Here is a 25,813-nt window from a genome sequence, read left to right as displayed (position 1 = left end):
TTACCTACTTCTTTAGCTACTTGTAGTGATTTACGAGTCAAACATCATCTATTTAATTTTACAGCGTACACATGTCGCTTATCTGCCTAGCATAGGTCATGCGGACCTTTTGACAACAACAGATATTTATGCGTACTTGATCGACGAATACAAAGAAAAAGTTGTAGCTTATTTTTAATTATGATATGTTCAAAAGCTGGTTACAGCTTGCGCAAGGAGCCCTTGCGACTGAAGTTATATACAATCTTCTAAGCGCGGTGGGCGGAGGCGGAGCGCTCGCAATGCTTCAATCCAAAATTAGTGGGAGCAAAGTGGGAGCATTTTTTCACTATAACATCAAAAGTGGTAGCAAAACGGCAGCAATTTGCTACCACTTTAGAAAAAACACTGATAAAAAATGGGAGCAATCTGCTACCACTCGCCCTTACAATCAATAATTAAAATGTGTTATTGACGAGTATAGTTGATCATGATACAATTTAATTGGAAACGGTTACTCAACTTAAAGAGGGTTATATGAAGAAGTAGCACCTAGTATAATTATTAGTTTATTCCGATAGACAACTCGTTTAGACGCAAACAATTTAGAAACGGGAGGTTACTGAAATGGAACTTTTAAATCGCACTACTAGATTTCTCAAGTATATCATCCTTTTATTGTCAATCCTCTTTGGGATAATTTTCTTTAACGGTTTATCTATTGTTAAAGCTGATGTCCAGCCTGATATTTAATCTGATAGTTACTTCAATTTGTATGATAATCTAACTCCTGAAAACCAACAATTAATGTTGACTTTAGACCAATATATTGCAGTAGATAATAACGGATCTGTTAAATTTGATCTGCAAAAAGCTAAACAAGATCAACAATCAATAGATGTTTTAAATGTTGGTAACGCAATAAACGATTTATCTCTCAATATCGAAGCAGAAGGTTATACTTCGACTGTTAATGGTGTCTTTCGAGCATTATTTCCAATAGGTTCTTACGGTAATTATTGCGGTAAAGGAAATAAAGGGTGGAATAAGAAGCCTATTGATGATTTAGATGCTGCATGTAGATCCCACGACGCATGTTTCAAAGGATTCAATGCAAAAAGTAAATCTTGTAATAGGGCATTTATTAGTAAACTAAGACCTATAGCCAATAGAACTCCTATTACTACGTATAAAGGAGTCTACGCAAGAGCAGCAATTAAGCTATTTTCCGTATGGACATAGGAAGGTGAAATCAATGTTTGATTTTATTAATTTTATACTCATTAAGACGTTACTTGTAGTAATTCTCTCATCAAATATTATCTGGTGTTCATTTTTCATATACAAGTATTTTAGAGATAAAGCTAAACATAAATTCTTATTGTTATTCACATTTATCCCTATGATTCTTTTATCAATTTTCTCTATAGTCTTTATTATTCATTTTGGAGTCAACACCCCTTAGAGTTGAATACCAATAGAAAAAATCATGCTTAATCTTCTTGAAGTGAACCCCCTAAGTTGGACAAAGGAATCTAACTTAGGGGGTTTTACTATGACTAAATTTTCTTTTGAGGATAAGTTGCGAGCTGTAAATATGTATCTAAGAGGATATGGAAGTAACACAGTAGCTAAAGTTTATAAAGTGATGAATCACTCAAATATCCTTATGTGGGTCAAACGATATCAAAAATATGGTATTGATGGGTTAAAAGTTCGCTACCCTAAATACGATTACGATGGAAATTTTAAGCTCAACGTTTTAAACTGGAGAAAAAGACATAAGGCTTCCTATCCGCAAACAGCACTTCAGTTTGATATAAGTAATCCTGGGACGATCGCGACTTGGCAACGTAAATTGGATACTAAAGGTGTTGATGCCTTATTTACTAGAAGAGGACGGGCTAAACACATGACGACCAACAATAATAAACAAGCAGAAAAATCAGAATTATCTGAATTAGAACGTTTACGAGCTGAGAATCGTGCTTTACGGGTTGAAAATGAATACTTAAAAAAACTCGATGCCTTGGTTCAGAAGCGCAGACATCGCAAGAAAAATATCAAATCATCCAAGAATTAAGGCAAAAATTTAAATATACATTGGATGAAATACTACCTTACACTAGTCTTAAACGTAGTACATTTTACTATCAAGCCCAACGAATAAACGGGCGAAAAAATAAAGATGAGGAGCTATTAAAGCTTATAAAGGAGGTCAAATCAAAGCACCCGTGTTTTGGTTATCGTACAGTAACACTGAAATTACGATCTCAAGGCATAAAAGTAAATCATAAGCGTGTTAGTCGCATCATGCGAGAAAATGATCTATCAGCGCATATGTATAATAAACAAAGGCGAAAATATAATTCTGCCCTTGGACCACAAGGTAAGAAAGCTAAGAACTTATTACATCGACGTTTTGATACACATTTACCATTTCAAAAAATGGTGACCGACGTAAGTGAATTTAGGTATGGAAATAAGACACAAGAAGAACGTGTCTATCTTTCACCTATCAAGGATCTATGTACAGATGAAATAGTAAGCTATAGTATCAGTAAGCATCCAACAACAGCCTTCGTGGTAAAACCGTTGGATGCATTGATAAAACTTAGACCTAAATTAAACTATCGTATGACTCTCCATAGCGATCAAGGTGTCCAATATCAGAGTGTCCAATGGCGAAAGAAGCTAAAAGAAAATAGGATCTTTCAAAGCATGTCTCGTAGGGCAACGTGCTTAGATAATGCACCCATGGAAAGTTTTTTCCACACAATGAAAGTAGAGCTATATCACAATAAAGAATATACAACACAAGAAGAGTTGGTCAAAGCAATGATCAGCTGGATCAGCTATTACAATAACGAACGGATAAAGGTCAAACTAAAAGGCAAGACACCGGTAGAATACCGACATCTTGCCTTAAGAAATATAGTCTAAATAGAGTGTCCAACTTTATGGGTTCACTTCAGAGTGCCTTTCGGTCTATATACAACTTTTTCAATATCATCAATTGAAATTGGCATCATCGCCATCGTTTTTTCTTCTTGTTCAGGTGTTTCAACGCCATAATCAGGAAGGAAATGAGTTTCGTCTAATTGATCCATTAAACAAACTTTTTCACCTGTTTTCAAAATAACTTCATCATATTCCTGTGGGATAAGTTTACTCATTTTTCTTAACCTCCTTAATATAGCTACTCGTAAATCTTATTTGTTTAAGATTATCTTTCGGTATTATCCAACCTACAACAACATTCACTGGGATGCCGTCTTCATTATATAACATTATTTTTTGTTCGTACACATCTCCAAAACCATTGTTGCCTTTAAATTTCGATGGATATAATTTAGTAGCTTTTTCAATCCGAAAAATTATCTATATCATAACCTAGCTTTTCTTTGATTATTTTTCCTTAGACCCACATACGTATTGATTTTTGAGCAGTTTTATGACTTACTCAGGTCAAGGCAAAATAAAAAGCACTCAACTAACGAGTGCGGCACTATGTCCCGTCAAGTATACAGATCAAATAGATAAAAATTTTAGGCGGCTTGGTTGCGGAATTGTTCCGCGGTCAAGCCGTTTTTGCTTGTGTAAGCGCGTTTGGTATTAAAGTATTCAATGGCTCCTTTGACGAGTTGTTCTAGCTCTGCTAGCGTCTTAGGACGAGGGTGTTTGTTAATCCAGATTAGCTTGAAGTCATTCCACCAACGCTCTATGGGTGAGTTTTCCCAAGGATGACCGGGGTGCGACATACTATGAATACAATTTTTAGAGGCTAAGTAGTCGTTGAACATACTTGAGCAGTAAGCTGACCCGCGGTCAGTATGGATCATTGGTTGCGCATCAGGTTCAACCGTAAAAGCACGATTAAAGGTTTCAATTACTGCTGATGAAGTTTCTGTGTCTGAAATATTGTAGCTTAAAGCGTAACGACCATATAAATCTAAAATAACGTGTACTCGTACTTTATGAAGTGTGTGTTCGCCGTAGGCTACTTCCGTTGTGTCGGTAACCCACACTTCATTTTTAGTTTCACGGTCGAATTGTCCCTGCAATAAGTTGTCATTGATGTATTCTTCATGGCGTTGAATTCGATTGCGCTTCTTCTTCCTAATATTTGCTCTAATTCCATGCTTACGCATGCAGTTAGTTATTCGTTTTAATCCAGCGGTAAAGCTTAAACGGTTTTCAAAGCTTAACTGTGTAGTCATCGCTAAATATCCCAGCGTCCAATTATGTTCTTCTTCTAACTCTACAATCGCTTCAAGTAACTCTGCTTGCTCATTATGATATTGACTTGGCTTTCGATTGAGCCATTTGTAATAACCATCTCGCGAAGAATCAGCTATTTTACACAACTGGCTAATTGACCATCCATTTTCTTGATTTAGTTCTTTGATGGCTTGGTACCGGAGTCCTTTTCCACCTCCCGATTGCGTATTTCTGTTAATTTTTTTGCGAATGCAATCTCCATCTCTTGCTTTTCTAGCTGAGCCCTTAATAAGCGATTCTCTGCCTTGAGTCGGTCAACTTCCGTCCACTTCTCTTCTGGCTTAGCTTTGCCTCGGCGATCACGAAGTGATTCTGGGTCATTACCGCTTTTGCGATACTTTTGATACCAGCCATAAACTTGTTGGTAACTAATATGGTATTTTTCAACTGCCCAATTGTAGTTCACATCATGCTTAATCAACTCTTCAATGATAGTAAGTCGTTCTTCAAAGTCAGTCTTTCGTCCACTCATTTTTGAATCTCGCTTTCTTGGCGTATAGGCCTTTAAGTTAGATTCATTATACTGCATAATCCAATCTGATAGTTGTGTTTTGGACTTTAGCCCATGCTTGATCGCGAATATTTCAAGCGACGCGTCTGATTTTTGATACTGTTGGACCAAAGATAATTTAAATTCCTTTGAATATCTATGATTATTGTGAGTAGATCGTAAGCCATCAATGCCCTGATATTCATATAGATACCCCCAAGTTCTAATAGTTTTCTTGCCCACTGCATACTTTTTAGCCACCTCACTAATATTAGAACGGGTTAGTTCATTTAGTATAGCTAATTTTTGTTCTGCACTGTATTTTGATTTCCTAGACATATAAAATACCCTCCAAGTATAAGATGAATTTTCTATTTCATCTGTATACTTAGAGGGCATTATAGCCTGCCCTTCGGTCTATGCCTATATACTACTTTTTCGATATCATCAATCGAAATCAGCATCATTGCCATCGTTTTTTCTTCTTGCTCAGGTGTTTCGACTCCATAGTCGGGAAGGAAATGAGTTTCGTCTAATTGATCCATTAAGCCTACCCTTTCACCTGTTTTTAGAATAACTACATCACATTCTTGTGGAATAAGCTCACTCATTCTTCTTCACCTCAAGTCTAGCCTTCTTTTAACATCAACGTTTAAGTTATTCCAATAACTATTACCACTACTTTTAAGGTCATCATATACTCTTTTGTTAGGCATATCTTCACCCAAAAGTTCCTTGATTATATCATAGTCATCTTTGATAGTATCTTTAAAAACACCTAGATATATCACAGGTACAGTACGACAAAAGCGACTTTTAAATGTGCGCCAACAAGCCCACACACGTATTTAATTTTAAGCAGTTTTATGACTTGCCTAGGTCGCGAGGTTCTTTCATCCCCATATCTTCAAAAGTATAAGAAACATATTCCGTTTTTCTATACGGATCCTTGTATTCAGGTGCTTTTTGCCCCTGTGGTAGCTCAATAACTTCTGCTTCCTTAAAAAGCATATCTTTCATGTGTTTAGCTACTTCTGTCGGAAATCTATCACAAACTAAACGATCAATATTATCAATTTCGATATATGCATTTTTGGCAGTATCTTCCCATGAATCCCAAAAGTCTTTAATATAACGACTGTCTTCTTCGTTACAATTATAGACAAATTCTCGTATTTTCGAGTCAAAGTACGCATACTCATAGGCATCAACTAATAATCTGTAAATCCTAGCCAATATAATTTACCTCGATTCAAAACATTGATAGTTGCATCTTTTTTTATAATATCATATCCACTTAAGATGGCAATTATATCAACATTGGATTCATATTCCATATACTTGTAAGGAACACCAATTTTAATGTCTCCTATAGACCTTAGTGGCGCAGCGTCTTTAAAATTTAAGACTCGACCACTTACATCTAGTAACCATTTTCCAACAAGAGGCGTAGTGCCCTTTTTGGCATGGAATAAAGCTTGACCCTTAGCTTCTGAAAAATATAATCCTCTACCCTTAGTAGAATTTCCAACTCCTGAGATAGGTATTTTCCCATTGTTGATCATGTCTATAAAATACTCCGAACTTCTATCTTTTGAGTCATGGACTCCTCGGTATACTCTTTGTAAGCTTGTAGCGTCTAATTTACTTGATCGTGTTGGCAAAGCATCAAAGCCTGTCTTATTTAATAAATAGCGAATAAATTTGCTCTTTTCATCTTTGGAACACTATCATAATACTATGATGTTCCGACGGTTTACCAACGCTATTCCGATGGCTTTTCAGCGGATTTCCAGCGGAAAAGCAACGGTTTATTCTGATAGTCTCTTATCAAGCAGTTCTTTGAGTTCTACTAGATCTTCATACTTGCCATATTTCGTGATAAATGTCCTTGCTACCGATCGCTTACGCATATAGGCAGCTTTTTCTTTGTTCTTAGCTTGCCATCGTTTGTTGCGTTCTGTTTGTGACAGTGCCATTACTTCATCACCCACCAAGCAACCAAACATGCGATAACGATCAATGCGATTCCACTTGCGATCATTTCTTTTTTGGTGGTTCTTCTAACTGACATCGACATCTTAAATTTACCTTTTTGATATTCAAATAACTTCATTTGTACAACCTCCTGATAAATTGTGTTATACTAAAAGTACCAAGAAGGGGAAGGGCAATTCCCCTCCTGTGGTAACTAATCAATGTTACCACTCAAAATGCCATTCAAAGCTTACGACTACCAAATGAATTTTGACGGTTAATTTGGTTTTTGTAGGCTTTTTTATTTTTAGCTTCTTGAGTAGGCTCATCAATCTCACCTCCTCCTTGGTACTATTTAATTGTACTATATACATTACGTGAATACAATACTTTTCATACAAAAAAGCCTGATTTCTCAGACTTTTTCACTTATATTTGTGTAAATCTTTCCACCATGGACAACACGTCTCAAAGGCATCTGCAAATTCATTTTCAGCTTTACGCTTCTTTACACGATATTGCGTTTCTTCACATCCTAATCTTTCGCATATCTCCCATGCGCCTAAATCATCAACATACACAGCGATCAATATTTGCTTGCTTTCATCCCTGATTGCATTTAAAGCTTCAATGACCCGTTCTAACGTTTCTTGCGCATATACACGTTTTACGATCCGCTCTTCTAAGTTATTACCAAAAGAGGGCGCTTTAGGTTCATCAGTGATCACAGGCGACTTTAAAAAGCTATTCCCAACACCAGCCACTCGCATTAATTTTGGATAATCTTGCTTGAAGAACTTGCGCACTTTTGCAGCAGTCTCGATCGTATCGACTTCCATTCTATCAAATTGTAGTTGAAATTCTTGTGCCTTTTTTAAATCAAGTTCCATTAGACCGCTCTCCCTTATGTTATAATTAGTTGTTGAAATTTTATTGGGAAAGCGTGGTGTCTGCTCACTGCGCTTTTTTTCGTAAGATTTTGTAACGACTCTTTACCATTCTGTTATCTCTTCGATTATTGACGATCACACTTTCAGTCACACCTAATTTTTGCGCTAGTTTAAACGCACTGATCGCTTCATAGTTTTCGCCTGTTTCAGCGTCTATTGCTTGCCAGATATATACTATTCGTGGTTTGCGTGGTAGTCTTGAGCCTTTATAATGTTTCTGTGTTCCCTTTAAAAAAGTCTCCCACGCTATTCTGAGCACAACATCACTTGGATCATCTTTGATCCGTTTTAAGATATCTTGTCTATGCGCTGAGATATCAAAGTCGTTATACTCATTTTTTAGATAAGTTACCGCTCCGCTAAATGTTTTAACTAAGCTCAGTTTATTCATTTGTGGCCACCTACCATTCTGCTCAACATTTCAACCGCTAACGCTTCTTGTCCATCATGCCAGCCTAGCTTATACTGCCGTTCTAGCTCTTTAGCTAGTTCATGTTCTTGCATACTTATCAGCTTGCTCGCCATCTGCTCGAATTTGTTCATATTCTCTTGTCTCCTTAATTTTTATTTATTGTCTGAGCAAATGCCTCGCAAACGGAATCGAACCGTTTAGAAGTCCACACACGAGGCTGTAAATCGTTTTACGTGATCACTAAACTGCGCTACATATTGTGAGTATCTAAACGCATTAGCTGATCAACTGCGAGCTTAATTGAGCAATGAGTTAGTCTTATTTTTGTTTGCCATGCGACCCACTCGCAAGGTCGTTGGTAATGATCGACGGCACTTGTTCAGCCACCGCCGACCTAATTTGTAAAACCCTAGCACGAAGCTTTTGCAATTAAGTTTTGAAAGAAAGTTTTTACTGTAAATAAAGGAGGTAATTAGTATGTTTCATTTGCTTCGTACTTCCCACCCACCACAGTTTTACACTAATTCTTTAACAACCACTTCAATGCGTGGTGAATCGCTATAATACTTAAACGCATGAAGCTCAACGATGCGTGCGTCATCTACCCATAAAACTCCATTTAAGGCATCTAAAGTCGATTTGACGTAATTGTCAAGATCTGGTTTTACGATCGGTCTGTGCTCGCCTGAGAGTCTTCTATCACTCTCTTTTTTCGATAGCGACTTTTGAATCGGACGATAGAATTTGATCTCGACGCTTAGTTCGCCATCGAATGGATCGTCGCCAAAGCGATTTTTAGCTAGTTGGCGCAACTCACGCTTGAACTTTGATACTTTTGGTGGATCGTACATCCCAATGCGTTTACCACGTCTCACTGCTCTCGGTCTTGCTTGTTCGACCGGCTCAATGTCCAATATCATTGTTTTCGCTCCTTTTCTCTGAAATAATCTAAACTGACATCCAATGCGTCTGCAATCTTGCACATATTCTTAAATGATGGCTCAATACCATTTTTGTAATTTTGTAAAGTCGTTGCACTGATACCCGTATTTTTCGCAAGTCGATACACTGAAGTTTTTTGTCTCATCAATTCTTTTTCAATTTTTAACCACAACATATAGTATTCACCTCTTGATTAATACTAAATATAGTATTATGCTAGTCGTATCAGATATGCAGCCTCCTAAAACTCATATTTGAAATTCACAGAAAGGAGATATTTTTTATGGCAAAATCCTCAAGTCGTAAAACGACATCGCGTAAGGTTGCAACTAAAGCATCCAAAGCCTTAAAAAGTGGACATACTAGTAAGCTCACCAAATCTCTTGCGGGTAGTGCTTTAGCACAAGCTAAATCTCGCAAAAAATAATATAGTCAGTATTTACTAGATAGGTCACACCTTTTTCGGTAATTCGCACAAACGAGTTATCTGGAAAAGGTGTTTTTTTATCGTCAATTTGCTCAACCAAGCAATTAACAAAAGTAGTTTCATCTGCCATTGTGATAGTTTTATACATCATTCGTTATCACTCTCCTGTCCAGTATTTTGGCGGATCATCAAGATCCCAGTGTTCCATAAATGCTTTTGTTAATACATTTGGAAACCCAACCATCCAACGCGCTGCAAATTCAGATGACACAATTCCAGACTTACCTGTCTTTACTAGCTTCTTACATTCGTTATACACGAATTCAGCGTTATAACCTTCGTGTCTTAAGTTGCTCATCTCGATCTTGACATCTAGTGGCATCGGTAAGAACGGGCGTTTAATCGGTCTGAACTCTTTGATCAACTTGTTCCGCTCCCTTCAACATCATCTAACTCCAATTCCTTCAACAGAGCATCTATCTCTGCATTGATCCGTACGCTGTCCGTTTTTTTAATCCCTCTCTTTTTTCTTGACTCTGGTATATCTTTAGCCCAATCAGGTAACGTTTCTCTTTGGAATACTTGCTTTTTGCGAGGCTTGCTATCTCTTGCTCGTTGTGCCTCAAGCAGATCAAAATGCTTTCTCAATTTGTCTGGAGACAAGATATTAGCTTTCCAAAAGTCGTCTTGCGTAGCATATAAGATCATTTCACCTATCTCTGTCCATTCGCGTTTATCTCTCTCGTGTATCAACCTAAAAGTATCAGCCCATTTTTGTAAATTGGGTTTCTTGAAGTTAGGCTTGTTTTTCAATATTTCTTCTTGTAGCTTTAGTGCACAACGATATTCTTTAGAGTCAAGATTATATTCTTTCTTCTTGATCGTTTTTTTAGGTGCACCGTCTGAAACGTTTTGCGTTTCGGACGTATTATTTATATCTGTAGTAGTCTCTGTGTAGTCTATGGTATTGGTCATGCCATTTTGGCATTCCCCATTATGACAATCTGGCATACTCGTCATGCTATTTTGGCATAATCGATGTTCCATTTTGTCTAATGCGTCGTAATCGACTCTGTACCACTTTGTCTTATCAAATTTCGCTTTGTTATAGTTGTTAGTGACCAATACACCTGATTTTTCTAAATTAGCAAATTTTCTTGCCAATGTTCGTTCAGGTATCCAAGGAAATTGCTTTTGCCATTCTTTCATTGGATTGTAGACCCAACTGTAGCCATCTTTGATATTCGTATTTTTCTGAGCCCAGTAATGAACTTGTTGCAAAATAATAGCTTCATCCGATCCACCAAGTACAAACGCTAATTTGGGCTGTACAACTAATGGTCGCTCATCAAATAAAAGACTGCTCATGTTTCATTCCTCCTGTAGTATCGGGCCTCTCACCCGTTTGGCATTAACGTTTACTGACGCTCGTTGTTAGATCTTGCTTTTGATCATCAAGTGATAGTGCTGTTCTTCGATCTCTTTCAAAATCGCTTTTAGCTCTTCGTGAGTAAGCTTTGACTCGACTGCAGCATATAGAACAAAGTCGATCAATACATCTTTTGCTGTTGGTTTCATTCGATCACCTTAGTAGATTTCGATTTCACTGGCATGGATTGGCAATTCAATCTTCTTTGTCAATCTGCAGTATTCGCAGTGATTGCATCGAATTGGCGTTTCTTCGCCACTCATCGCCTTTTGGATATGTTCCTGATTTTCTTCGATCATACGCATTGCATCTTCCATGTAGATCACATCTTGATCACCATTGAAGTCGATTGCTTCTTTATCTGGTGGCGTCTGCTTGCTAACTGCAAAGATGAACGGCTGACAGCTCACACCGAATGTTTGTTTGATGAGTTCGATATACACCGCCATCTGCATGAAATACCCACGATCAGCGATAAAGTTATCGTACTTGTTATAAGCGCTGGACCAATGCTTTTTGTGGATATCATCGACTGTCTTGAGATCGCAGAAGTACAACTGATCTAGGTTCAAGCTGTCGATCTTGCCTTTCCATTTGTAGCCGTAAATGTCACCAGTCACGATCACTTCTTTTTGTCCCGGTTCATATAATGCTTTGAAGACTGTTTCATATTTCAACGCATTTATCATCGCATCAGCCACTTTAAAATCAGCTTTGAGTTGACCTTTAGTCTTTCCACGAGATGAGATCATCTCTTTACTATTTGCATCGACAAATTTTTGATGTGACTCTTCACTTTCAAAGTAACTATGAACATAATTACCCACCAAAAGAGGTACTGGCGATCGTTCGGGTTGCCACTCGTCTTTCAACTTGGCAAGTGCAGCTGCTTCGCATTGCATAAAGTCTTTGAATAGCGATACACTCATATAGTGCCAACTGGTGCCTTTGGCATAGTAGTTTTCTTCTGTCAGTTCGATCGGTTTACTCTTCATTTGTTGGCTCACCCCAATGGTTGAAAAGTTCTGTTTGGTTTTCATCTGGCTCTTCGTTGTTCACTTCGTCAATGACTTTGGCCAGATTGTCCGTTTTTTCGTCTGACGCTGTTTCTTCCTTTGCCACCGCTGTTTCTTTCACTTCGACCGCTTCTACTGGCTTTGGTTCTTCTTTTTTGGTAGCTGTCGCTTTGTGTGTCGCTTTTTCCTTTGGCTTTGGTGTAATTACCTTAGATTCTTCTTTTTGCTCTTGTGGCGCTTTTTGTGGCTGTTCTAGTGCTTGTGTAAATAAGTTCTTAGCTTGTTCATCCTTTGGCGTCACGTCTTTGCGTTCATTGCGATCATCATCGTACTCGTTTTCTGTCGTTTGATTGATTGCTCCGCTTAAAAGATCACTGTCATCGCTCGTGTTGATGAACATTTTAGCGGCACGATTTAGTACGGTACGCTTGGCCATTTCTTGACTAAAGTTTTGTTGTACCATGTTCGTTTTATTACGAGATTGACGCCAGCTTTGATCGATCTCTTTTTTAGTCATGATCGTAAATGAGACTGTGCCATCAGTCTTTTTGATCATCGCAAATGCTCCGATCAGTGGCTTATCTTGATTTTCAAACTTGGGCTCGAATTTTTTAACGATCGTCTCCATCTCGTTATTTGATCCGATCTCAAAGACGTCACCTTCGTGGATCACTTCAGCACTGATCTTGTCGATATCTTCAAGTCGTTTGAGCGCTGCGACCGTTCCAAAGTATGAGCGTTGCATTTGTAGCTCTTTACCATAAGCGATGAAGTAGCATTGCGTCTTTGCTGGACTCAGACCTTGTGTGATCATATTCAGTAAAGAATTAGCGATCGATGCTTGCGTGCAGTTCTCGATACCACGCACCTTATCTAATTCAAAGAATGCTGATTTCAAAGCATTTTGATAATTGTAATTTTTCGGTAATGCAAGACCTTCCTGTTCCATTACCGCTACTCGACGTCCAACTTTTTCTGTTAACTCTTTTTGCATTTCTACTAGTTGATTATTCATTTTCTTCCTCCCGCACTGCTTTAAAGTCTTCTAAGATTCCAAATTCTAATTCATCTTGTACATAAGCCATGACATCATCCTGCGTCTGATGTGTTAGTTGTGTACCATCTGGCAACGTTACGGTATATAACAACTCAGGCTCTGAGCGATAGCAACTGTTGGGATCGTTGTACGTTTCGATCTCGTCGATTTGATCTGGTGTCACGATAAATGCCCTCCCATTAGCAAGAAATTTTTAACAATTTCCTTTGTTAGTTCTGATGATCCATCTAATGCGAACATGATCAGGTTCGCAGTTACATGAGAATCCCTTGGTGTTTTTACTGACACATCATCGCCGTCTGATGCAATGATAACTACATCCGTTGCGCCTAACATTTTCAATGTTTTTTCAGCAGACTTTACTGAAATCGTTAATTCATTCATCCGTTAGTCCTCCTTATCCCTAGCATTGATCTCTGCACATACAATGTCTTTAACACAGTCCAGTGCATCCTTAGGTAGCTTTTCAAACAACTCATTAAGCATTACAAACAAGTCAATTGGTGTCGCAATCAAGCAAGTAGCTGTAAAATCAGTATTCGGACTTAAGGTAAGCACTGCAAAATTTAAATCCACTTTCTTTAAAAGTTCACACGCTCGTTTAACTGCTTCTGCTTCTTCTTTTTGCTCTTTCTTAGTGTCTTCTTTTTTAACGCTTTGTTTTAAGATAGCCGCTAATAACATTTTTTCTAATTCATTCATTTTCGTATCTCCTTCAATTCGTGTTATAATTTAACCGAAAAATATTTTGTTCAGGGTCGCACTGCCATGCGACCCTTTTTATGGTCTGAACAGCCAATCTAGGCCTTTCGTCCATTCGGCATCCCGGGCGCTAGCAATCGCCAACGTGATCAGCGCTAGGACGCCAGCCAAGCCAAACACCCATTCTTCGTGCGGTAAGAAGCCCGCCAGCATTACGCCAGCCAGGATCGCTACCAGATAGCTACTGTTAAATTTCATCTAATCTCACCTCCTGAAATATCCAATGTCAACTTTCAATGCATCTGCGATCTTACACATATTCTTAAATGACGGCTCAACTCCTTTTTTATAGCTTCGTAGTGTACTTTCCGGAATACCAGTGAGCATACTTAATTTATAATTCGAGTACCCTAACTCTTTACGCTTGATTATCACTTTTTGCCACATTATTTCACCTTCTTTACGTATTGCACACCGCAAAATATTGCGATATAATCTACTCAGATAAATTTGCCCCTTCCTGTAGCGATACAGGTTGAGTATCGGGTGAATTCAAGGAAAGCCTAAGTCTTTTTAGATATGGTAACCCTGAGCCAAGCTTGAACTATGGTTCTTGAAGGTGCAACGCATAGAGTATTTACTCCACGAGCGCCCGACAACTCTTTGAGTTGAACAGGTATGCTGAACTAACAGGAAACTGTTAGAAGTTAGGATAAAAAACCTAGCGATAACAACATTGAAGACTAATGCATTTACCAGTCTTGGTGAAACACCTAGTGTAAAAGCCAAGTTCTCGGCAGTTAACGGTTTAACAAAATTAGAAGGAGTTGATGCAGCTATGAAACATGTGAACAATATGGCTAAAGCTGTATCACTCGCTTCTGCACCAAAATTTGCTACAGAAATTGCCAAAAGTGCTGATTCGTTCGGTAAATTTATCCATTAAAGAGCCATTTGGCTCTTTTTTAGTTCAAGCCTGGCTTAGAGCTACCATATCGATTGATTATCTAAATTTATCTTTTGCTAGTTGGCACAGACCATCAACTACGATCAATATTGCTAGCAACATCATCAGTTTGATCACTCTCACCTCCTTGGCAACTTTGCATCCCAATTGATTAGATGTCGATTCTCTTGCATCCATTTACAGGCTTCAACTGCATAGATCCCATACGGGCTTCCTTTGCCTTTTGAAGGCTTCAACCATCCGCCTGGCTTACCTAGCACGATCTCATCTTTGAATCGAGAAAAGATGAACAACTTCACCCATTCACGATCTTTTCCAAAGCAACATTTCTTACGAAATTCATCGAGCGTCCAAGTTTCACCAAGGACTTGAGTATTCTGGTCACTTCTGGACTTTGATAACTCATCTTTCACGACTTTCTTGATATACTCATCAAGAAAAGCTTGCACGCTCATCTTAGCTGTTTGCATTTCTTTCATCTCCTTCAAAACTAAGCAATATCCTTCAAAAATTTGTTGATAAAATACTGCTGTCCCTTACCAGTCACTTTTGTCGTCTTGCTGATTGTCGTATGTCCATCTGAGTGCGTGATCGTCGTTTCTTTGATATTAAACAACCCCAACTCCATCGATCGTTGCGTTGGCATGTTCCAATCAGTGCCTTTTCTACTGATCAAATATCCGTTTTCTCTCATCCAAGCAAACAAGCGATTAGCACCGATATCTACACCGTTTTGTCTCAATATCTTTGCAAGTTCACTAACAAGAATCGTTGTCTTGCTGACTGATACTGCATCGGCAAATAACGCTTTGGGCTTCATTTGATCATTTTCTAGCTTGAGCTGTGTATTCTCATTCTGTAAGATTGCATATCCACGTTTAACGACCTCTCGCGGATCATTCCACTTACGTTCTAGATCAATGAAATACTTGCGGTATTTTCGACCTAAGTCTGTGTGACTCATCATGCAAAGTTGTTTTGCCATGTCTAGAGTCAAAGCGTAGTCATCTACTTTTCTGGTTGCTCCATTACCGATTTGGACATATGCACTTTGAGGTGCACATGTATAATCCTCGTTTTCATAGAAATCTTTGAAGTTTTGTTTTACCCAATCGCCAAAATGCTTTTTGAGTTTCAAACCCTTGTGTAGCTCTCTTGCACTTACTAATTGCTGATCATTTTTTACTGTTACTTTGATTAACTCATCCATTCTGCTTGACCTCTCTTTTCTTTTAAAAATTCAAATACTTCTCTCGCAATCACTGCTTGCGCATCTGACATCTCAGACAAACGGCTGATACCTAACGAGAACTTGATTGCTGAATAAATAAAACTCTGAAGCGTTGCAAAACTTCTGTTGGTTTGCTGATACTTTGTCAAGTGACAATAGTCAGCGATGTCTTTTCTTAGCTCTAACCAGCCTTTGCAATAAACTGGTTGATTAGCTCGTTGAAGTCGCTCATCAACTCGTTCATCTATCATACGTTGCAAATCTTTTTCGTTGATCGTGATAATCATCGGTTACACCTCCATCCCTGCATATGCAGCGAATTTTTTGCGCCATTCATTTGATTTAGGTCCTTTTTGACTTTCTGCAATTACAGAATATGTGTACATTCTGCTCAACCCAAAACGTCGAGCTATATCTGCTTGATTGGCCGGCTTTAATCCAGCTCTCTTGTTTCTCATTAGCTGAATCGTCATCTTCTCTTTGTAAGTTAAGTCTGACAAAATATCCACCTACCTTTTAGGTTAATTTAAGTTGACACTTTCTATCTTAATTGGTAGACTAAGAGCATAAATAAATAAGCTTACAAAATAAACTTGTTTATTTTAATAAAAGCTTGTCATCTACCGATTAAATTTTTGCTGTTCTTACTTGCATCATCAACTTACAAGAATAGTATATTGCCTTTTTTGGTAGATGTCAATAACAAAATTGCCTTTTTTGGCAAAAAAGATGAGAGGCTATTATGGAAACAGTTTTTGATAGAATTAAAAATCTTGCAGACTCTAGGGGTAAAAGCATTGTAGACGTTGAAGCAGATCTTGGACTCAGCAAAAATTATCTATATAAGTGGAAAAAATCTGCCCCTAATTCAACCAAATTAATAGAAGTGGCCGATTATTTCAATGTATCTACCGATTACTTGTTGGGCAGAAAGGAAAATCAAGATAACAAAGGCTTTGAAAAAAAATCAGATGTAGATGATAGACCCAAATTACAAAAAATTGCAAGGAAGGCAACTAAGCTCGATGACAAGCAACTTGATCAGTTAAATGATGTTATGGATGCTGTTTTTAAAGATATATTTGGCGGAGAGTCTTCTAAATAAATGGATGTTCGTTGGAAATTTGTAAAAGATAAAGCTATACAAACCCTTGAAAAATATGGAGTACAATTTTTTCCTTTTGATTTAATAAAATTTGTTTCCGGATTTCAGAATGTGAAATTATTGTCGTATGCTGACATGTCAGCTTTGCTTAATAGCAAAGGAATGAAGACGAACAGTGAATGGGTAAAAGATAATCTTGCTGATGGTTCAAATGATGCCGCCTTAATAAAAATGAGTAATAATGATGGACGTATTATTATTTACAATGATGATAATACACAAAATATAAATAGGCGTATACGATTCTCCATAGCTCACGAAATTGGACATATTATTTTAGAACCTCCCTTTGTCACATGTATTGCACGTAATGGATACGTAGAAAAACGAAATTATGGATCTTACGAAGTTGAGGCCAATACATTCGCACAATGCTTTCTACTCCCTACCCCAATGATAACTATTAACGATACTATAGAATCACTGTCTCAAAAATTCGATGTATCTAAAGAAGTGGCAAAAATCTCTCTCAGCATTTTTAAAAACCAACGTTATTGGGGGTGGCCTACAAAGAAAAAGCTAAATTTTTCTCTACTACCTAGGAAATATCAAACTTTAAAAAATAATTATGTTCCGCTATGGTTTAATGGATTTTTGGCTTACTGTAAAAAATGCTATGCTTTGTCTTTAATTAGAACAGATGGAAATTATTGCTCTCATTGCGATTCTCAAAATATTGATATTTTTCCAATAAATGAAGATTTTGTCTTAAATGAAAGGTTTGGGCGTAATATTATGATTTATGAAAACTATGAACCTGATCAAAACGGAAAACTACTTAAGTGTATCAGATGTAATAATGAACAACTTGACAACGATCAAAATTTTTGCAGTATTTGCGGAGCACCAATAAGAAATACTTGCAGTGGAATTTTATCCGAAAATGTTGTATATCCTCTCGCTCCTCCAGAATCACCTTGTGAGACTGTATTGTCTCCAAACGCTCGTTTTTGCCACATATGTGGATCTAAATCCATATTTTACTGTGCAAAAATTTTGGAAAATAAAATTGATTTGCCTGTTGATGAGGACGACTTGCCTTTCTAAAATTTACTTAACTAAACAACAGGCAACTATATTCCTTAAATAAACATAGATAATAAAACTTTTTGTCCAAACACTGACGACGTTAAAGGGGATGGTATTATTTCAGAAAAAGATTACTTAAAAGGACGATTAGATGCGCAAATTAGTTGGTACGACGAAAAAAGCGCAGCACATAAAAAATGGTTTTATGGACTTAGGGTTTTGCAACTACTGCTCACTGCCTCCATTCCTTTTCTTACTGGATTGGTTTTAACATATCCAAGTATTTTAAAATTAATATCTTTTTTTGGATTTTTATTAACAGTTTTAGAAGGAATCTTATCTCTCACAAAAGTTCATGAAAAATGGATTCAATACAGAGAGATTTGCGAACTTCTAAAAAAGGAAAAGTATATGTACTTAACAAAAACAGGAGTATATAACACTCCGGGCACAGACTGTTTTAAAACACTAGTTGAACGTTGCGAGAGTATTATTTCAAACGAAAACTTAAATTGGACCAATTTAACAAATGCAAGAAAGAAGGATGCTTAGTTATGTCTCATAAATGTTTTATCTCTTTCAAAACTGAAGATATCGCATACAAAAATTATATCCAACAAATTGATCAACTAGATGTAATAGATAAATCCTTGAACGAACCTATCAATTCAAACAATGAAGAATACATTATGCGCAAAATTAGAGAAGATCATTTAAACGATTCTACCGTTACATTAGTTCTAATTGGAACTAACAGTGCTGAAAATAATGTTTATGAAAATCAAACATTTATCAAAAGAGAACTGCAGGCTTCCCTATATGATAAACCTAATGGAATATTGGGTATAGTATTACCTAATATGTACAACTCTATTTACAAAGGTGAGCACCTCTGTAGTGCTTGTGGCAAGTATCATGAATTCGTTAATATAAATAATGATACTACTATACGGGAATTCAATTATAACTATTATATTCCTAATTCAAAGTGTTCTTGGGGTGAAAAAGATCGATATTGTGTACTAGTAAGATGGGACGACTTTATCACTAATCCAAACTTCTATATTGATTTTGCATACTCAAAAAGGAAAGATCCTATTGCAAATAAAATAAGGGTCTTTCCTACTAATCAATGATTCTATAAGTCAATTCAAAAATATCTTTCCTGACTGGCCAGCGCTCTCCCTTAGGGCCTGTTAAAATCCAATCCCCTGGATTTGCATGCATTATACCCTCTAAGGTTTTTATATCAACATGCTTTGTTGTCTGATAAGCTGTAACTGGTATATTTTTCTTTACTACTCTAATTTTTTTACACACTCCATGTTCACTCCCTCCTCGCACATGATTATATAATAAACATGAATAAATTAACAATACTTTCTTCTATTACAAGTTGAATTGTCCAAACACTGATGACGGTAAAAGCTGAAATATATTGGTTAGGAGATTATTGATTATGACAGAGGAAAAATATTTACGTGAATATATCTATATTGACACAACAGAAGTCAACTCTTTGCTAGCACAATTTCATGAAGGTCTTGAAACTGCTATCAAAAAAACTGATAACTTTAGTTCTACAGCAACCACAGGTCATAGTTTTTCCGCAGATCATAAACTCGGCGGGGGCTTTAGTGGTTTAGGCATTGCAAAAGCTGAATCTTCAGCTGGTCAGACTTCTAAAGAAAGTACTTCTAGCTCAAATACTAATAATCTTGGAACCACTACAGAATCCATTTATAGTGATTATGCAGTAGAAGTTTTAGAAAGTGAATTAGCAAACTCTGACCTACTGCAAAAAGATCTTGATTCAGCAGAACTTGGAGAGGTCATTAAGTCTACCATAAAATTAGACATATTAGATTTTGAGCACTTATCTGCAATAATAGACCCTGACTTTTTAAATCAATTTTTTCCATATACAGATGAATCTCAAAGAATTAATGAGTTAGAACAGAAAGTTAGATACTTAAAAAAGCAAAGTAAGAAAGCCAATAGTACTATTATTAGAAACCAAATAAATGAAGCTCAAGCAGAGATAAAAGAACTAAAGAAAATCAATTCTAGTTCAGAAGAAGGAATTAATTCACTGCACGCCTTATCGTCATTTGGCTCCACCGTTTTTAAAGATACTTTACTATTAAAAGGACCTACAGTTGCTGCATATGCTAAGAGTTCAAACTTTAGGATGAATAAATCGCAACTAAGCATGCTAACTAACACCAACCGTAAAGCAACTATCATTGGAATTGCAGAAAACAGGTTTAAGAGAGAAAATCCAGAAGAACTCTTCAGCACTTTCAATCCAACCGATGTTGGTAAATTAAGCTATGCTATGTCAAACATGATATTGACTAGCTTTGATTTAATAAATGATAATGCATTACTTATTAAACCCTTGGCGATTTATTTCGAATAATTTTTTTCTTAACTTTTGGCTGAGTAGCATCTAAGTACTTTGCATGTAGTTCATTATAAATTTGTTTGTCTCTACCCGTCCCTCGAGAGACTTCTTCTGATAATTTAGTATAATTTTCTAACAAATCTTTATATTTGATTTTCATAGCTTCAAGTCCCTCCTTCAACTGCATTGTACTATATGGGCATATTAGCTTGCAAATAAATCTACGTTCCAGTATACATCCCTAAAGAAAACCTTTTTAGGCTTAGTCCTGGCAACAATAGCAAAAAGGTTCTGTCACCTCCACGTACGCGAATTTTACCACGTAAAACGTGGTGTTTCGCTCCCGAGGAGGTGACAGAACCATGAACTATATCGTATTGATTTTAATTTTACTCTATTTACTTAAAGAAGGCAAGGACTAAGCCTAAAGGGGGCGCCGTCCCCCTCCGTGGCACGGCGCCCCCTTATTAAATTCAGAAAGGAGTTACAAATATGTCTACCCTACCTACGAAGTTCCTAGTATATAAAACAGATGATAGCAATGTAACTATTGACGTTATTGTAGATCAAGAAACTATTTGGGCAAGTCAAAAGTCCATCGCACAACTATTTGGAAAAAGTGTTTCCACGATCAATGAACACCTAAAACAAATCTATTCCACTGAGGAGCTTTCTCCGGAATCAACTATTCGGAAATTCCGAATAGTTCAAAATGAAGGTGGTCATGATGTAACTCGCAATATCAATTATTACAACCTTGATGTGATAATTTCTGTCGGCTATCGTGTTAACTCGATCCAAGCAACTCATTTTCGTCAATGGGCTACCCAAACGCTTAAGGAATACATGATCAAGGGATTTGTACTTGATGATGAACGACTAAAGCAAGGTGAAACGCTGTTAGGTAAAGACTATTTTGATGAACTTCTTGAACGTGTTAGATCCATCAGAGCTAGTGAGCGACGAATTTGGCAAAAGATCACTGACATTTTTGCTGAAATCAGTGTTGATTACGATAAAAATAGTCCTATCACACATAGATTCTATGCCAATGTTCAAAATAAGTTCCACTATGCTATTACTGGTCAGACCGCAGCCGAGATAATCTATCACACCGCTGATCATAATAAAGAACACATGGGACTTACGACTTGGAAAAATGCTCCAGATGGCAGGATCCTTAAATCTGACACTAAGATCGCTAAAAACTATTTAGACGAAAAGCAGATCAAACAGTTAGAAAGAAACGTTACTGGCTACTTTGATTACGTGGAAGATCTTATTGAGCGACGTAACACGTTCACAATGGAACAATTTGCTACTAGCATTGACCGTTTTTTAGAATTTAGAGAATACAGGATCCTTGAAGGACATGGCTCTATTTCTATGAAAGACGCTCAACAAAAAGCTTCAGATGAATATGATATCTTCAATAAGACACAAAAAATCACTTCTGATTTTGATAAGCAGATTAAACATATGCTAGACGATCCTAAATAGCGTGTAGTCCAAATACTGATGACTCTAAAAGCTGGAATACACACATAAAAAAGGGGATAAAATTTTGGCTACTTATAACCGCACTTTTACACACGAGGAAAAAGAGAATAAACTGAAAAAATTTAATTCAGTCTACTATAACGGAGACGCTAAAAATTGGAAAATTTCTAGATTACCTAATTGGATGGAATTTTACGGAAATTCTTTAAAAAAAGAATTAGATAACAAACTCCCTAAATATTACAGAAAGTTCAAACAAGGAACCATCGTTATGGTTGACTATGGTGTCACTGTCGGAAACGAAATGGCAGGTATGCACTTGGCTGTTGTTCTATCTTCTAATGATAACAAATATCATAAAAATATTATTACAGTTCCACTATCGTCAAAATATCACAAGGGTTATGTTGATTTAGGATACGAACCTTTACTGGGTGCCCAAAAATTATTTAAAGATAAAATATCCAATTTAAAAAAGGAGCAGAATAATATTCTAATCAATTTAACTAATTGTATTAAAAAGTATATTTCTGAAAAAACATTCCCACTATCTTCAGAAACTATTGAGTTTTTGGAGGAAAATCATATTGATTATTCTCCTGTCATTAAACACAAAAAGAATAACTACTTTAATTCTAAAGAGGTGGCAGTAATTATTCAAAAAGATAAAAATTTTATAGCTGCTATCAAAAAAATAAATTCTTGGATGACTTTTCCAGATTTATTTAAGCTCGTCTCCTACACAGACACGCTTATAGAAATTGCAGATTCATTAATAAATCTTGAAGTCGAAATCAAAAATGCTGAAAAATTACGTGATGAAATCTATAAATATAGCAATCATTCTTATGTCAACGTAAGTGAGATTCGCTCCCTAAGCAAACTCAGAGTTTCAAAATTTTCTTATCTTTCTGGAAATATTTCCATATCAAAAGATAGTTTGGCGTTAATAAAATCTAAGCTATTGGATACAATTTAATGATTGACACCTATATTATTATATGAGATGATGTAAATGAAAGTAGGAATGCCTACTGACCTATTAGGTCTTTTATATATTGCTCCGAGTGGGGAGCGAGAGCACTAACATCATCATATTGGTGTTAGTGCTCTCTTTTTATGTCCTGAAAAATTAAAGTATTCCCGTCCGAGTGGCGGGTTTTAAAAACACAATAAAAGAACATATATTCGAGAAAGGAATGATATAAATGGCAAGTATCGTCAAACGTGGTAAGAGCTATCATGTTCGAGTTTCTTGGCGTGATAAAAATGGCGTACTAAAGCAAAAATCTAAAGGTGGATTCAAAACAAAAAACGAAGCCCGTCAGTACGCAGTTGAATTAGAGCAACAATTATTTACAGGCGTTAATATCAAACAAAAGAAGATCCCCTTTTCTGAGTATTTTGCAAATTGGTATGAAGTATATAAGCAACCCACTTCAAAGCACTCAACTCAAAAACGATATGAAGTTGCAATAAGACAGATCAACGAGTACTTTCAAGACATTGCGATCCAAGACATTACTCGTCATGATTATCAAGTCTTTCTAAATCAATACGGTACGAACCGCTCAAAAAATACCGTTCGGATCATGCATGCAATGATCAAAGCTTGTGTTAGCTCAGCTATGTACGACGAGATCATCCGAAAAAACTTCACTGAAAATATCCAACTTGTATTCGACCCTGCAAGAACTAGAAGGATAGACTACCTCTCACTTGACGAACTCAAGCGATTAACTGATCTTTGCTTAAACGGGCGTCAAAAGCGCTATACGTCTCGCTATATGATCCTAACTGCGATCATGACTGGAATGCGCATTGGTGAGATCATGGCGCTTACTTGGGACGATATCGATTATCAACGTCAAACAATCACAGTCAATAAGACTTGGGACTATCAAAGTGGTGGTGGCTTTAAAGCAACGAAAAATGATTCATCTAATCGGACTGTAAACGTAACACAACAATTGCTTGATTGGTTAGCTGAACTCAAAGAAAATAATAGTAACATGGTATTTGAAAATGCACGTGGTCAGATCCCAACTTCAGCGGCTGCAAATAATACATTACGTGCGCTCTTAAAACAAGCTGAGATCAAGAAACCGTCCTTTCACTTCCATTCGTTACGTCATACACACGTTGCCTATTTGCTTAGCAAAGGAATAGATATTTTTGTTATTTCTAAGCGATTAGGCCACTCGGATCTATCTACTACGACTGATACCTACGCCTATCTTATCCATGAATATCAGCAAACACAAATAAGTGAGATCAAGAAAAATCTCGCTTTGCTGGCTGAGTAATTTGTGCAACATTTGTGCAACAACTTTTCAAATTCCTACTGTTTTTAACTGTTTTTCCAATAAAACAGAAAAGGCAAAACGCTGATATAACAACGTTTTGCCTTTTCTTAACTGGTATTAACTTCATTTAAAATGATCCGGGTGAGATTCGAACTCACGACCTACGGTTTAGAAGACCGTTGCTCTATCCAACTGAGCTACCAGACCATCGCAACGAAGTTAATTATACCGTCTTTTTATAACTAAAGTCAATCATTTTCAGATAAAATTTATAAATTTTTATCTTGTGATCTTACTCATTTTTTAATGCCTTAACTAAGCGATCCAAGAAATTGCCTTCATCAGCAACTTCATCACCTGAAGCTTCCGCAAAAGCTTTCAATGCGATCTTTTGTTGTTTATTTAGACTCTTTGGTGTTTGAACTTTCACTGTAACTCGTTCATCACCATTGCCTGTTCCATGCAATCTCGGTGCCCCTTTACCACGTAAGCGGAATGTCGTTCCCGTTTGCGTTCCAGCTGGGATCTTCAACTTAACATCTCCGTGAACAGTCTTAACTGGGATCTCAGCTCCTAAAGTAGCTTGCACAAATGTGATCGGTTGTTCTAAATAGATCTCAGAGCCATCACGTTTGAAGGTATCACTTGGCGCAACATTAAAGACGATAAAGAGATCGCCGTATGGACCACCATTTACACCTGCTTCACCTTGACCTTGTAAGCGCATTTGATTGCCATCTTCGACCCCTGCTGGCACTTTGACTTCAACTGCATGCTTCTTGCGGATATGACCAGAACCATGACATGTAGTACACTTTTCTTTGATCTCTTTTCCAGTACCACCACAGACATCGCATTCTTGTTGTGTCATAATACGCCCAAGTGGAGTTTGGCGCTCGACTTGAACAAAACCACGACCACCACAATGCGAACAAGTTACAGGTGATGTTCCTGGTTTAGCACCAGTACCGTTACATGTGTCACAATCTTCTTCACGAGTATATTCAATTTCAGTCGTCTTACCAAAAATTGCTTCTTCAAAGGTCAAGTTCATTTCATATTGCAGATCACGACCTTGACGCGGAGCTGTGTGTGAACGACTAGCACCACCGCCGCCAAAGAATGAACTGAAAATATCGTCAAAACCACCGAAACCACCTTCAAAACCGCCACCAAAGCCTTGACCAGCACCGCCAAAGCCTTGAGCTCCAGTCGAGCCAAACTGATCAAATTGAGCCTTTTTCTGCGGATCACTTAAAATCTCATAAGCATCGTTTACCTCTTTGAACTTTTCTTCTGCCCCAGCTTCATGGTTTAAGTCAGGGTGATACTTCTTTGATAGTTTGCGATAAGCGCGCTTGATCTCATCAGCAGATGCATCTTTGGAAATACCTAAGACATCATAAGGATTCTTTTCCATGTTTCTCCTCCAAATAATTGGTTATTTGCCGTGCAATTACACTTAAATTTAGATTAACATAACTGCTTAAAAATAAAAAGCCAAAGTCCACAAAGGGCCTTTGACTTTTCATTTAGCCATTGTAAC

The 25,813-nt window shown here is 37.1% G+C and carries 43 protein-coding genes and 1 tRNA gene; 13 read left to right on the top strand and 31 right to left on the bottom strand.

Going from position 1 to position 25,813, the window contains the following annotated elements; all coding sequences use genetic code 11:
* The first annotated feature begins 750 nt into the window (after positions 1-750).
* The 3 genes from CPS94_RS02975 to CPS94_RS02960 all read left to right on the top strand — a co-directional run bounded on the left by CPS94_RS02975 (position 751) and on the right by CPS94_RS02960 (position 2,922).
* The gene (locus tag CPS94_RS02975; protein WP_238145378.1) at positions 751-1,221 is read left to right on the top strand and encodes a phospholipase A2 family protein; all 471 of its coding nucleotides are present in this window, start codon (positions 751-753) and stop codon (positions 1,219-1,221) included.
* 313 nt (positions 1,222-1,534) lie between these two features.
* On the top strand, positions 1,535-2,062 hold the full coding sequence (locus CPS94_RS02965) for a helix-turn-helix domain-containing protein (protein ID WP_112195197.1): 528 nt from the start codon (positions 1,535-1,537) through the stop codon (positions 2,060-2,062).
* Positions 1,987-2,922, top strand: a complete 936-nt coding sequence (locus CPS94_RS02960; RefSeq protein WP_112195199.1) for an IS3 family transposase — start codon at positions 1,987-1,989, stop codon at positions 2,920-2,922. Before CPS94_RS02965 ends, CPS94_RS02960 begins: the two co-directional genes overlap by 76 nt.
* A 23-nt stretch (positions 2,923-2,945) precedes the next feature.
* Here the strand turns inward: CPS94_RS02960 and CPS94_RS02955 are convergent, their stop codons facing one another.
* The 13 genes from CPS94_RS02955 to CPS94_RS02910 all read right to left on the bottom strand — a co-directional run bounded on the left by CPS94_RS02955 (position 2,946) and on the right by CPS94_RS02910 (position 9,206).
* Positions 2,946-3,155, bottom strand: coding sequence for a hypothetical protein (locus CPS94_RS02955; protein WP_076150349.1), 210 nt, complete (start codon positions 3,153-3,155; stop codon positions 2,946-2,948).
* Between the two features lie 372 nt (positions 3,156-3,527).
* A complete protein-coding gene (locus CPS94_RS02950; protein WP_112193163.1) occupies positions 3,528-4,439 on the bottom strand; it encodes an IS3 family transposase in 912 nt (303 codons plus the stop codon).
* The gene (locus tag CPS94_RS02945; RefSeq protein ID WP_004048385.1) at positions 4,376-5,089 is read right to left on the bottom strand and encodes a helix-turn-helix domain-containing protein; all 714 of its coding nucleotides are present in this window, start codon (positions 5,087-5,089) and stop codon (positions 4,376-4,378) included. Before CPS94_RS02945 ends, CPS94_RS02950 begins: the two co-directional genes overlap by 64 nt.
* A gap of 59 nt (positions 5,090-5,148) precedes the next feature.
* A complete protein-coding gene (locus CPS94_RS02940) occupies positions 5,149-5,361 on the bottom strand; it encodes a hypothetical protein (protein ID WP_112195203.1) in 213 nt (70 codons plus the stop codon).
* 253 nt (positions 5,362-5,614) lie between these two features.
* On the bottom strand, positions 5,615-5,986 hold the full coding sequence (locus tag CPS94_RS02935; protein WP_076150347.1) for a hypothetical protein: 372 nt from the start codon (positions 5,984-5,986) through the stop codon (positions 5,615-5,617).
* Positions 5,962-6,315, bottom strand: a complete 354-nt coding sequence (locus CPS94_RS02930; RefSeq protein WP_112286364.1) for a hypothetical protein — start codon at positions 6,313-6,315, stop codon at positions 5,962-5,964. The genes CPS94_RS02935 and CPS94_RS02930 overlap by 25 nt, the downstream gene beginning before the upstream one ends.
* A 246-nt stretch (positions 6,316-6,561) precedes the next feature.
* Positions 6,562-6,729 (bottom strand): hypothetical protein, encoded by a 168-nt coding sequence (locus tag CPS94_RS11420; protein WP_167397196.1) that lies wholly within the window; start codon positions 6,727-6,729, stop codon positions 6,562-6,564.
* Positions 6,729-6,866: a hypothetical protein gene (locus CPS94_RS11310; protein ID WP_162626403.1), complete on the bottom strand. Its 138-nt coding sequence runs from the start codon at positions 6,864-6,866 to the stop codon at positions 6,729-6,731. Before CPS94_RS11310 ends, CPS94_RS11420 begins: the two co-directional genes overlap by 1 nt.
* Positions 6,867-7,152: 286 nt before the next feature.
* Positions 7,153-7,617 carry an ArpU family phage packaging/lysis transcriptional regulator gene (locus CPS94_RS02925; protein ID WP_112195214.1) on the bottom strand — a complete coding sequence of 155 codons (465 nt, stop codon included), beginning with the start codon at positions 7,615-7,617 and terminating at the stop codon, positions 7,153-7,155.
* A gap of 64 nt (positions 7,618-7,681) precedes the next feature.
* Entirely contained in the window at positions 7,682-8,068 is a 387-nt protein-coding gene (locus tag CPS94_RS02920; protein ID WP_112195216.1) for a hypothetical protein, read from the bottom strand.
* Positions 8,065-8,220 (bottom strand): hypothetical protein, encoded by a 156-nt coding sequence (locus tag CPS94_RS11305; RefSeq protein ID WP_162626402.1) that lies wholly within the window; start codon positions 8,218-8,220, stop codon positions 8,065-8,067. Before CPS94_RS11305 ends, CPS94_RS02920 begins: the two co-directional genes overlap by 4 nt.
* A 384-nt stretch (positions 8,221-8,604) precedes the next feature.
* Positions 8,605-9,009 carry a RusA family crossover junction endodeoxyribonuclease gene (locus CPS94_RS02915; protein WP_112195218.1) on the bottom strand — a complete coding sequence of 135 codons (405 nt, stop codon included), beginning with the start codon at positions 9,007-9,009 and terminating at the stop codon, positions 8,605-8,607.
* Positions 9,006-9,206, bottom strand: coding sequence for a helix-turn-helix domain-containing protein (locus CPS94_RS02910; RefSeq protein ID WP_331250491.1), 201 nt, complete (start codon positions 9,204-9,206; stop codon positions 9,006-9,008). The genes CPS94_RS02915 and CPS94_RS02910 overlap by 4 nt, the downstream gene beginning before the upstream one ends.
* A 108-nt stretch (positions 9,207-9,314) precedes the next feature.
* Between CPS94_RS02910 and CPS94_RS11415 the strand changes: the two genes are divergently transcribed.
* Entirely contained in the window at positions 9,315-9,458 is a 144-nt protein-coding gene (locus CPS94_RS11415; protein ID WP_167397195.1) for a hypothetical protein, read from the top strand.
* A gap of 157 nt (positions 9,459-9,615) precedes the next feature.
* Here the strand turns inward: CPS94_RS11415 and CPS94_RS02905 are convergent, their stop codons facing one another.
* From CPS94_RS02905 to CPS94_RS02865, 10 genes are all read right to left on the bottom strand, one after another.
* A complete protein-coding gene (locus tag CPS94_RS02905; RefSeq protein WP_112195220.1) occupies positions 9,616-9,882 on the bottom strand; it encodes a hypothetical protein in 267 nt (88 codons plus the stop codon).
* Positions 9,879-10,826, bottom strand: a complete 948-nt coding sequence (locus tag CPS94_RS02900; protein ID WP_112195222.1) for a hypothetical protein — start codon at positions 10,824-10,826, stop codon at positions 9,879-9,881. The genes CPS94_RS02905 and CPS94_RS02900 overlap by 4 nt, the downstream gene beginning before the upstream one ends.
* Positions 10,827-10,892: 66 nt before the next feature.
* On the bottom strand, positions 10,893-11,036 hold the full coding sequence (locus CPS94_RS11300; protein WP_162626401.1) for a hypothetical protein: 144 nt from the start codon (positions 11,034-11,036) through the stop codon (positions 10,893-10,895).
* A 9-nt stretch (positions 11,037-11,045) separates the two neighbouring features.
* A complete protein-coding gene (locus tag CPS94_RS02895) occupies positions 11,046-11,882 on the bottom strand; it encodes a PD-(D/E)XK nuclease-like domain-containing protein (RefSeq protein WP_238145377.1) in 837 nt (278 codons plus the stop codon).
* A complete protein-coding gene (locus CPS94_RS02890; protein WP_112195232.1) occupies positions 11,872-12,918 on the bottom strand; it encodes a recombinase RecT in 1,047 nt (348 codons plus the stop codon). The genes CPS94_RS02895 and CPS94_RS02890 overlap by 11 nt, the downstream gene beginning before the upstream one ends.
* Positions 12,911-13,123, bottom strand: a complete 213-nt coding sequence (locus CPS94_RS02885) for a hypothetical protein (RefSeq protein ID WP_112195234.1) — start codon at positions 13,121-13,123, stop codon at positions 12,911-12,913. Before CPS94_RS02885 ends, CPS94_RS02890 begins: the two co-directional genes overlap by 8 nt.
* Positions 13,120-13,344 (bottom strand): hypothetical protein, encoded by a 225-nt coding sequence (locus tag CPS94_RS02880; RefSeq protein ID WP_112195236.1) that lies wholly within the window; start codon positions 13,342-13,344, stop codon positions 13,120-13,122. Before CPS94_RS02880 ends, CPS94_RS02885 begins: the two co-directional genes overlap by 4 nt.
* A gap of 3 nt (positions 13,345-13,347) precedes the next feature.
* A complete protein-coding gene (locus tag CPS94_RS02875) occupies positions 13,348-13,662 on the bottom strand; it encodes a hypothetical protein (protein ID WP_112195238.1) in 315 nt (104 codons plus the stop codon).
* A gap of 78 nt (positions 13,663-13,740) precedes the next feature.
* Positions 13,741-13,920: a hypothetical protein gene (locus CPS94_RS02870; RefSeq protein WP_112195240.1), complete on the bottom strand. Its 180-nt coding sequence runs from the start codon at positions 13,918-13,920 to the stop codon at positions 13,741-13,743.
* A gap of 6 nt (positions 13,921-13,926) precedes the next feature.
* Positions 13,927-14,109 carry a helix-turn-helix domain-containing protein gene (locus tag CPS94_RS02865; RefSeq protein ID WP_112195242.1) on the bottom strand — a complete coding sequence of 61 codons (183 nt, stop codon included), beginning with the start codon at positions 14,107-14,109 and terminating at the stop codon, positions 13,927-13,929.
* A gap of 289 nt (positions 14,110-14,398) precedes the next feature.
* Between CPS94_RS02865 and CPS94_RS02860 the strand changes: the two genes are divergently transcribed.
* Positions 14,399-14,608 (top strand): hypothetical protein, encoded by a 210-nt coding sequence (locus CPS94_RS02860; RefSeq protein ID WP_112195244.1) that lies wholly within the window; start codon positions 14,399-14,401, stop codon positions 14,606-14,608.
* A gap of 140 nt (positions 14,609-14,748) precedes the next feature.
* Here CPS94_RS02860 and CPS94_RS02855 read toward each other — a convergent pair whose 3' ends face one another.
* Genes CPS94_RS02855 through CPS94_RS02840 form a run of 4 tightly spaced genes read right to left on the bottom strand, consistent with a single transcriptional unit; the run spans position 14,749 to position 16,318 of the window.
* Positions 14,749-15,099, bottom strand: coding sequence for a DUF771 domain-containing protein (locus CPS94_RS02855; RefSeq protein ID WP_162626400.1), 351 nt, complete (start codon positions 15,097-15,099; stop codon positions 14,749-14,751).
* A gap of 20 nt (positions 15,100-15,119) precedes the next feature.
* Positions 15,120-15,839 carry a phage antirepressor KilAC domain-containing protein gene (locus CPS94_RS02850; protein WP_112195248.1) on the bottom strand — a complete coding sequence of 240 codons (720 nt, stop codon included), beginning with the start codon at positions 15,837-15,839 and terminating at the stop codon, positions 15,120-15,122.
* Positions 15,827-16,147, bottom strand: a complete 321-nt coding sequence (locus tag CPS94_RS02845) for a hypothetical protein (protein WP_112195250.1) — start codon at positions 16,145-16,147, stop codon at positions 15,827-15,829. Before CPS94_RS02845 ends, CPS94_RS02850 begins: the two co-directional genes overlap by 13 nt.
* Positions 16,148-16,150: 3 nt before the next feature.
* Complete coding sequence (locus CPS94_RS02840) at positions 16,151-16,318, bottom strand: XRE family transcriptional regulator (protein WP_153551268.1); 168 nt, start codon at positions 16,316-16,318, stop codon at positions 16,151-16,153.
* A 284-nt stretch (positions 16,319-16,602) separates the two neighbouring features.
* Here CPS94_RS02840 and CPS94_RS02835 point away from each other — a divergent pair, with 284 nt between their 5' ends.
* From CPS94_RS02835 to CPS94_RS02820, 4 genes are read left to right on the top strand one after another with little or no spacing between them, the layout of a single operon-like run.
* Complete coding sequence (locus tag CPS94_RS02835; RefSeq protein ID WP_112195254.1) at positions 16,603-16,965, top strand: helix-turn-helix domain-containing protein; 363 nt, start codon at positions 16,603-16,605, stop codon at positions 16,963-16,965.
* On the top strand, positions 16,966-18,072 hold the full coding sequence (locus CPS94_RS02830; RefSeq protein WP_112195256.1) for an ImmA/IrrE family metallo-endopeptidase: 1,107 nt from the start codon (positions 16,966-16,968) through the stop codon (positions 18,070-18,072).
* Positions 18,073-18,111: 39 nt separating this feature from the next.
* Positions 18,112-18,606 (top strand): DUF4231 domain-containing protein, encoded by a 495-nt coding sequence (locus CPS94_RS02825; RefSeq protein WP_331250497.1) that lies wholly within the window; start codon positions 18,112-18,114, stop codon positions 18,604-18,606.
* 2 nt (positions 18,607-18,608) lie between these two features.
* The gene (locus CPS94_RS02820) at positions 18,609-19,190 is read left to right on the top strand and encodes a TIR domain-containing protein (protein WP_112195260.1); all 582 of its coding nucleotides are present in this window, start codon (positions 18,609-18,611) and stop codon (positions 19,188-19,190) included.
* Here CPS94_RS02820 and CPS94_RS02815 read toward each other — a convergent pair.
* The gene (locus CPS94_RS02815; protein ID WP_112195262.1) at positions 19,180-19,374 is read right to left on the bottom strand and encodes a hypothetical protein; all 195 of its coding nucleotides are present in this window, start codon (positions 19,372-19,374) and stop codon (positions 19,180-19,182) included. The two genes, CPS94_RS02820 and CPS94_RS02815, sit on opposite strands and share 11 nt — an antisense overlap.
* A 139-nt stretch (positions 19,375-19,513) precedes the next feature.
* Between CPS94_RS02815 and CPS94_RS02810 the strand changes: the two genes are divergently transcribed.
* On the top strand, positions 19,514-20,476 hold the full coding sequence (locus tag CPS94_RS02810; protein ID WP_112195264.1) for a DUF6414 family protein: 963 nt from the start codon (positions 19,514-19,516) through the stop codon (positions 20,474-20,476).
* Here CPS94_RS02810 and CPS94_RS11295 read toward each other — a convergent pair.
* Positions 20,448-20,621, bottom strand: a complete 174-nt coding sequence (locus CPS94_RS11295; RefSeq protein WP_162626399.1) for a hypothetical protein — start codon at positions 20,619-20,621, stop codon at positions 20,448-20,450. The two genes, CPS94_RS02810 and CPS94_RS11295, sit on opposite strands and share 29 nt — an antisense overlap.
* A gap of 332 nt (positions 20,622-20,953) precedes the next feature.
* On the opposite strand from CPS94_RS11295, the gene CPS94_RS02805 reads away from it, so the two are divergent.
* The 3 genes from CPS94_RS02805 (at position 20,954) to CPS94_RS02795 (ending at position 24,267) form a co-directional block, all read left to right on the top strand.
* Positions 20,954-21,961: a virulence RhuM family protein gene (locus tag CPS94_RS02805; protein WP_112195266.1), complete on the top strand. Its 1,008-nt coding sequence runs from the start codon at positions 20,954-20,956 to the stop codon at positions 21,959-21,961.
* A 64-nt stretch (positions 21,962-22,025) separates the two neighbouring features.
* Positions 22,026-22,940 carry a type II toxin-antitoxin system PemK/MazF family toxin gene (locus CPS94_RS02800; RefSeq protein ID WP_112195268.1) on the top strand — a complete coding sequence of 305 codons (915 nt, stop codon included), beginning with the start codon at positions 22,026-22,028 and terminating at the stop codon, positions 22,938-22,940.
* Between the two features lie 229 nt (positions 22,941-23,169).
* Positions 23,170-24,267, top strand: coding sequence for a site-specific integrase (locus CPS94_RS02795; protein WP_112195270.1), 1,098 nt, complete (start codon positions 23,170-23,172; stop codon positions 24,265-24,267).
* Between the two features lie 133 nt (positions 24,268-24,400).
* Here the strand turns inward: CPS94_RS02795 and CPS94_RS02790 are convergent.
* Together CPS94_RS02790 and dnaJ are read right to left on the bottom strand one after the other, a co-directional pair.
* Positions 24,401-24,474: transfer RNA gene (locus tag CPS94_RS02790), tRNA-Arg, on the bottom strand.
* Positions 24,475-24,559: 85 nt separating this feature from the next.
* Complete coding sequence (gene dnaJ, locus CPS94_RS02785) at positions 24,560-25,687, bottom strand: molecular chaperone DnaJ (protein ID WP_112195273.1); 1,128 nt, start codon at positions 25,685-25,687, stop codon at positions 24,560-24,562.
* Between the last annotated feature and the right edge of the window lie 126 nt (positions 25,688-25,813).

It is taken from the genome of Ligilactobacillus murinus, from assembly GCF_003288115.1.
Classification (GTDB): Bacteria; Bacillota; Bacilli; order Lactobacillales; family Lactobacillaceae; genus Ligilactobacillus; species Ligilactobacillus murinus.
This window is presented reverse-complemented; position numbering and strand designations above follow the sequence as displayed.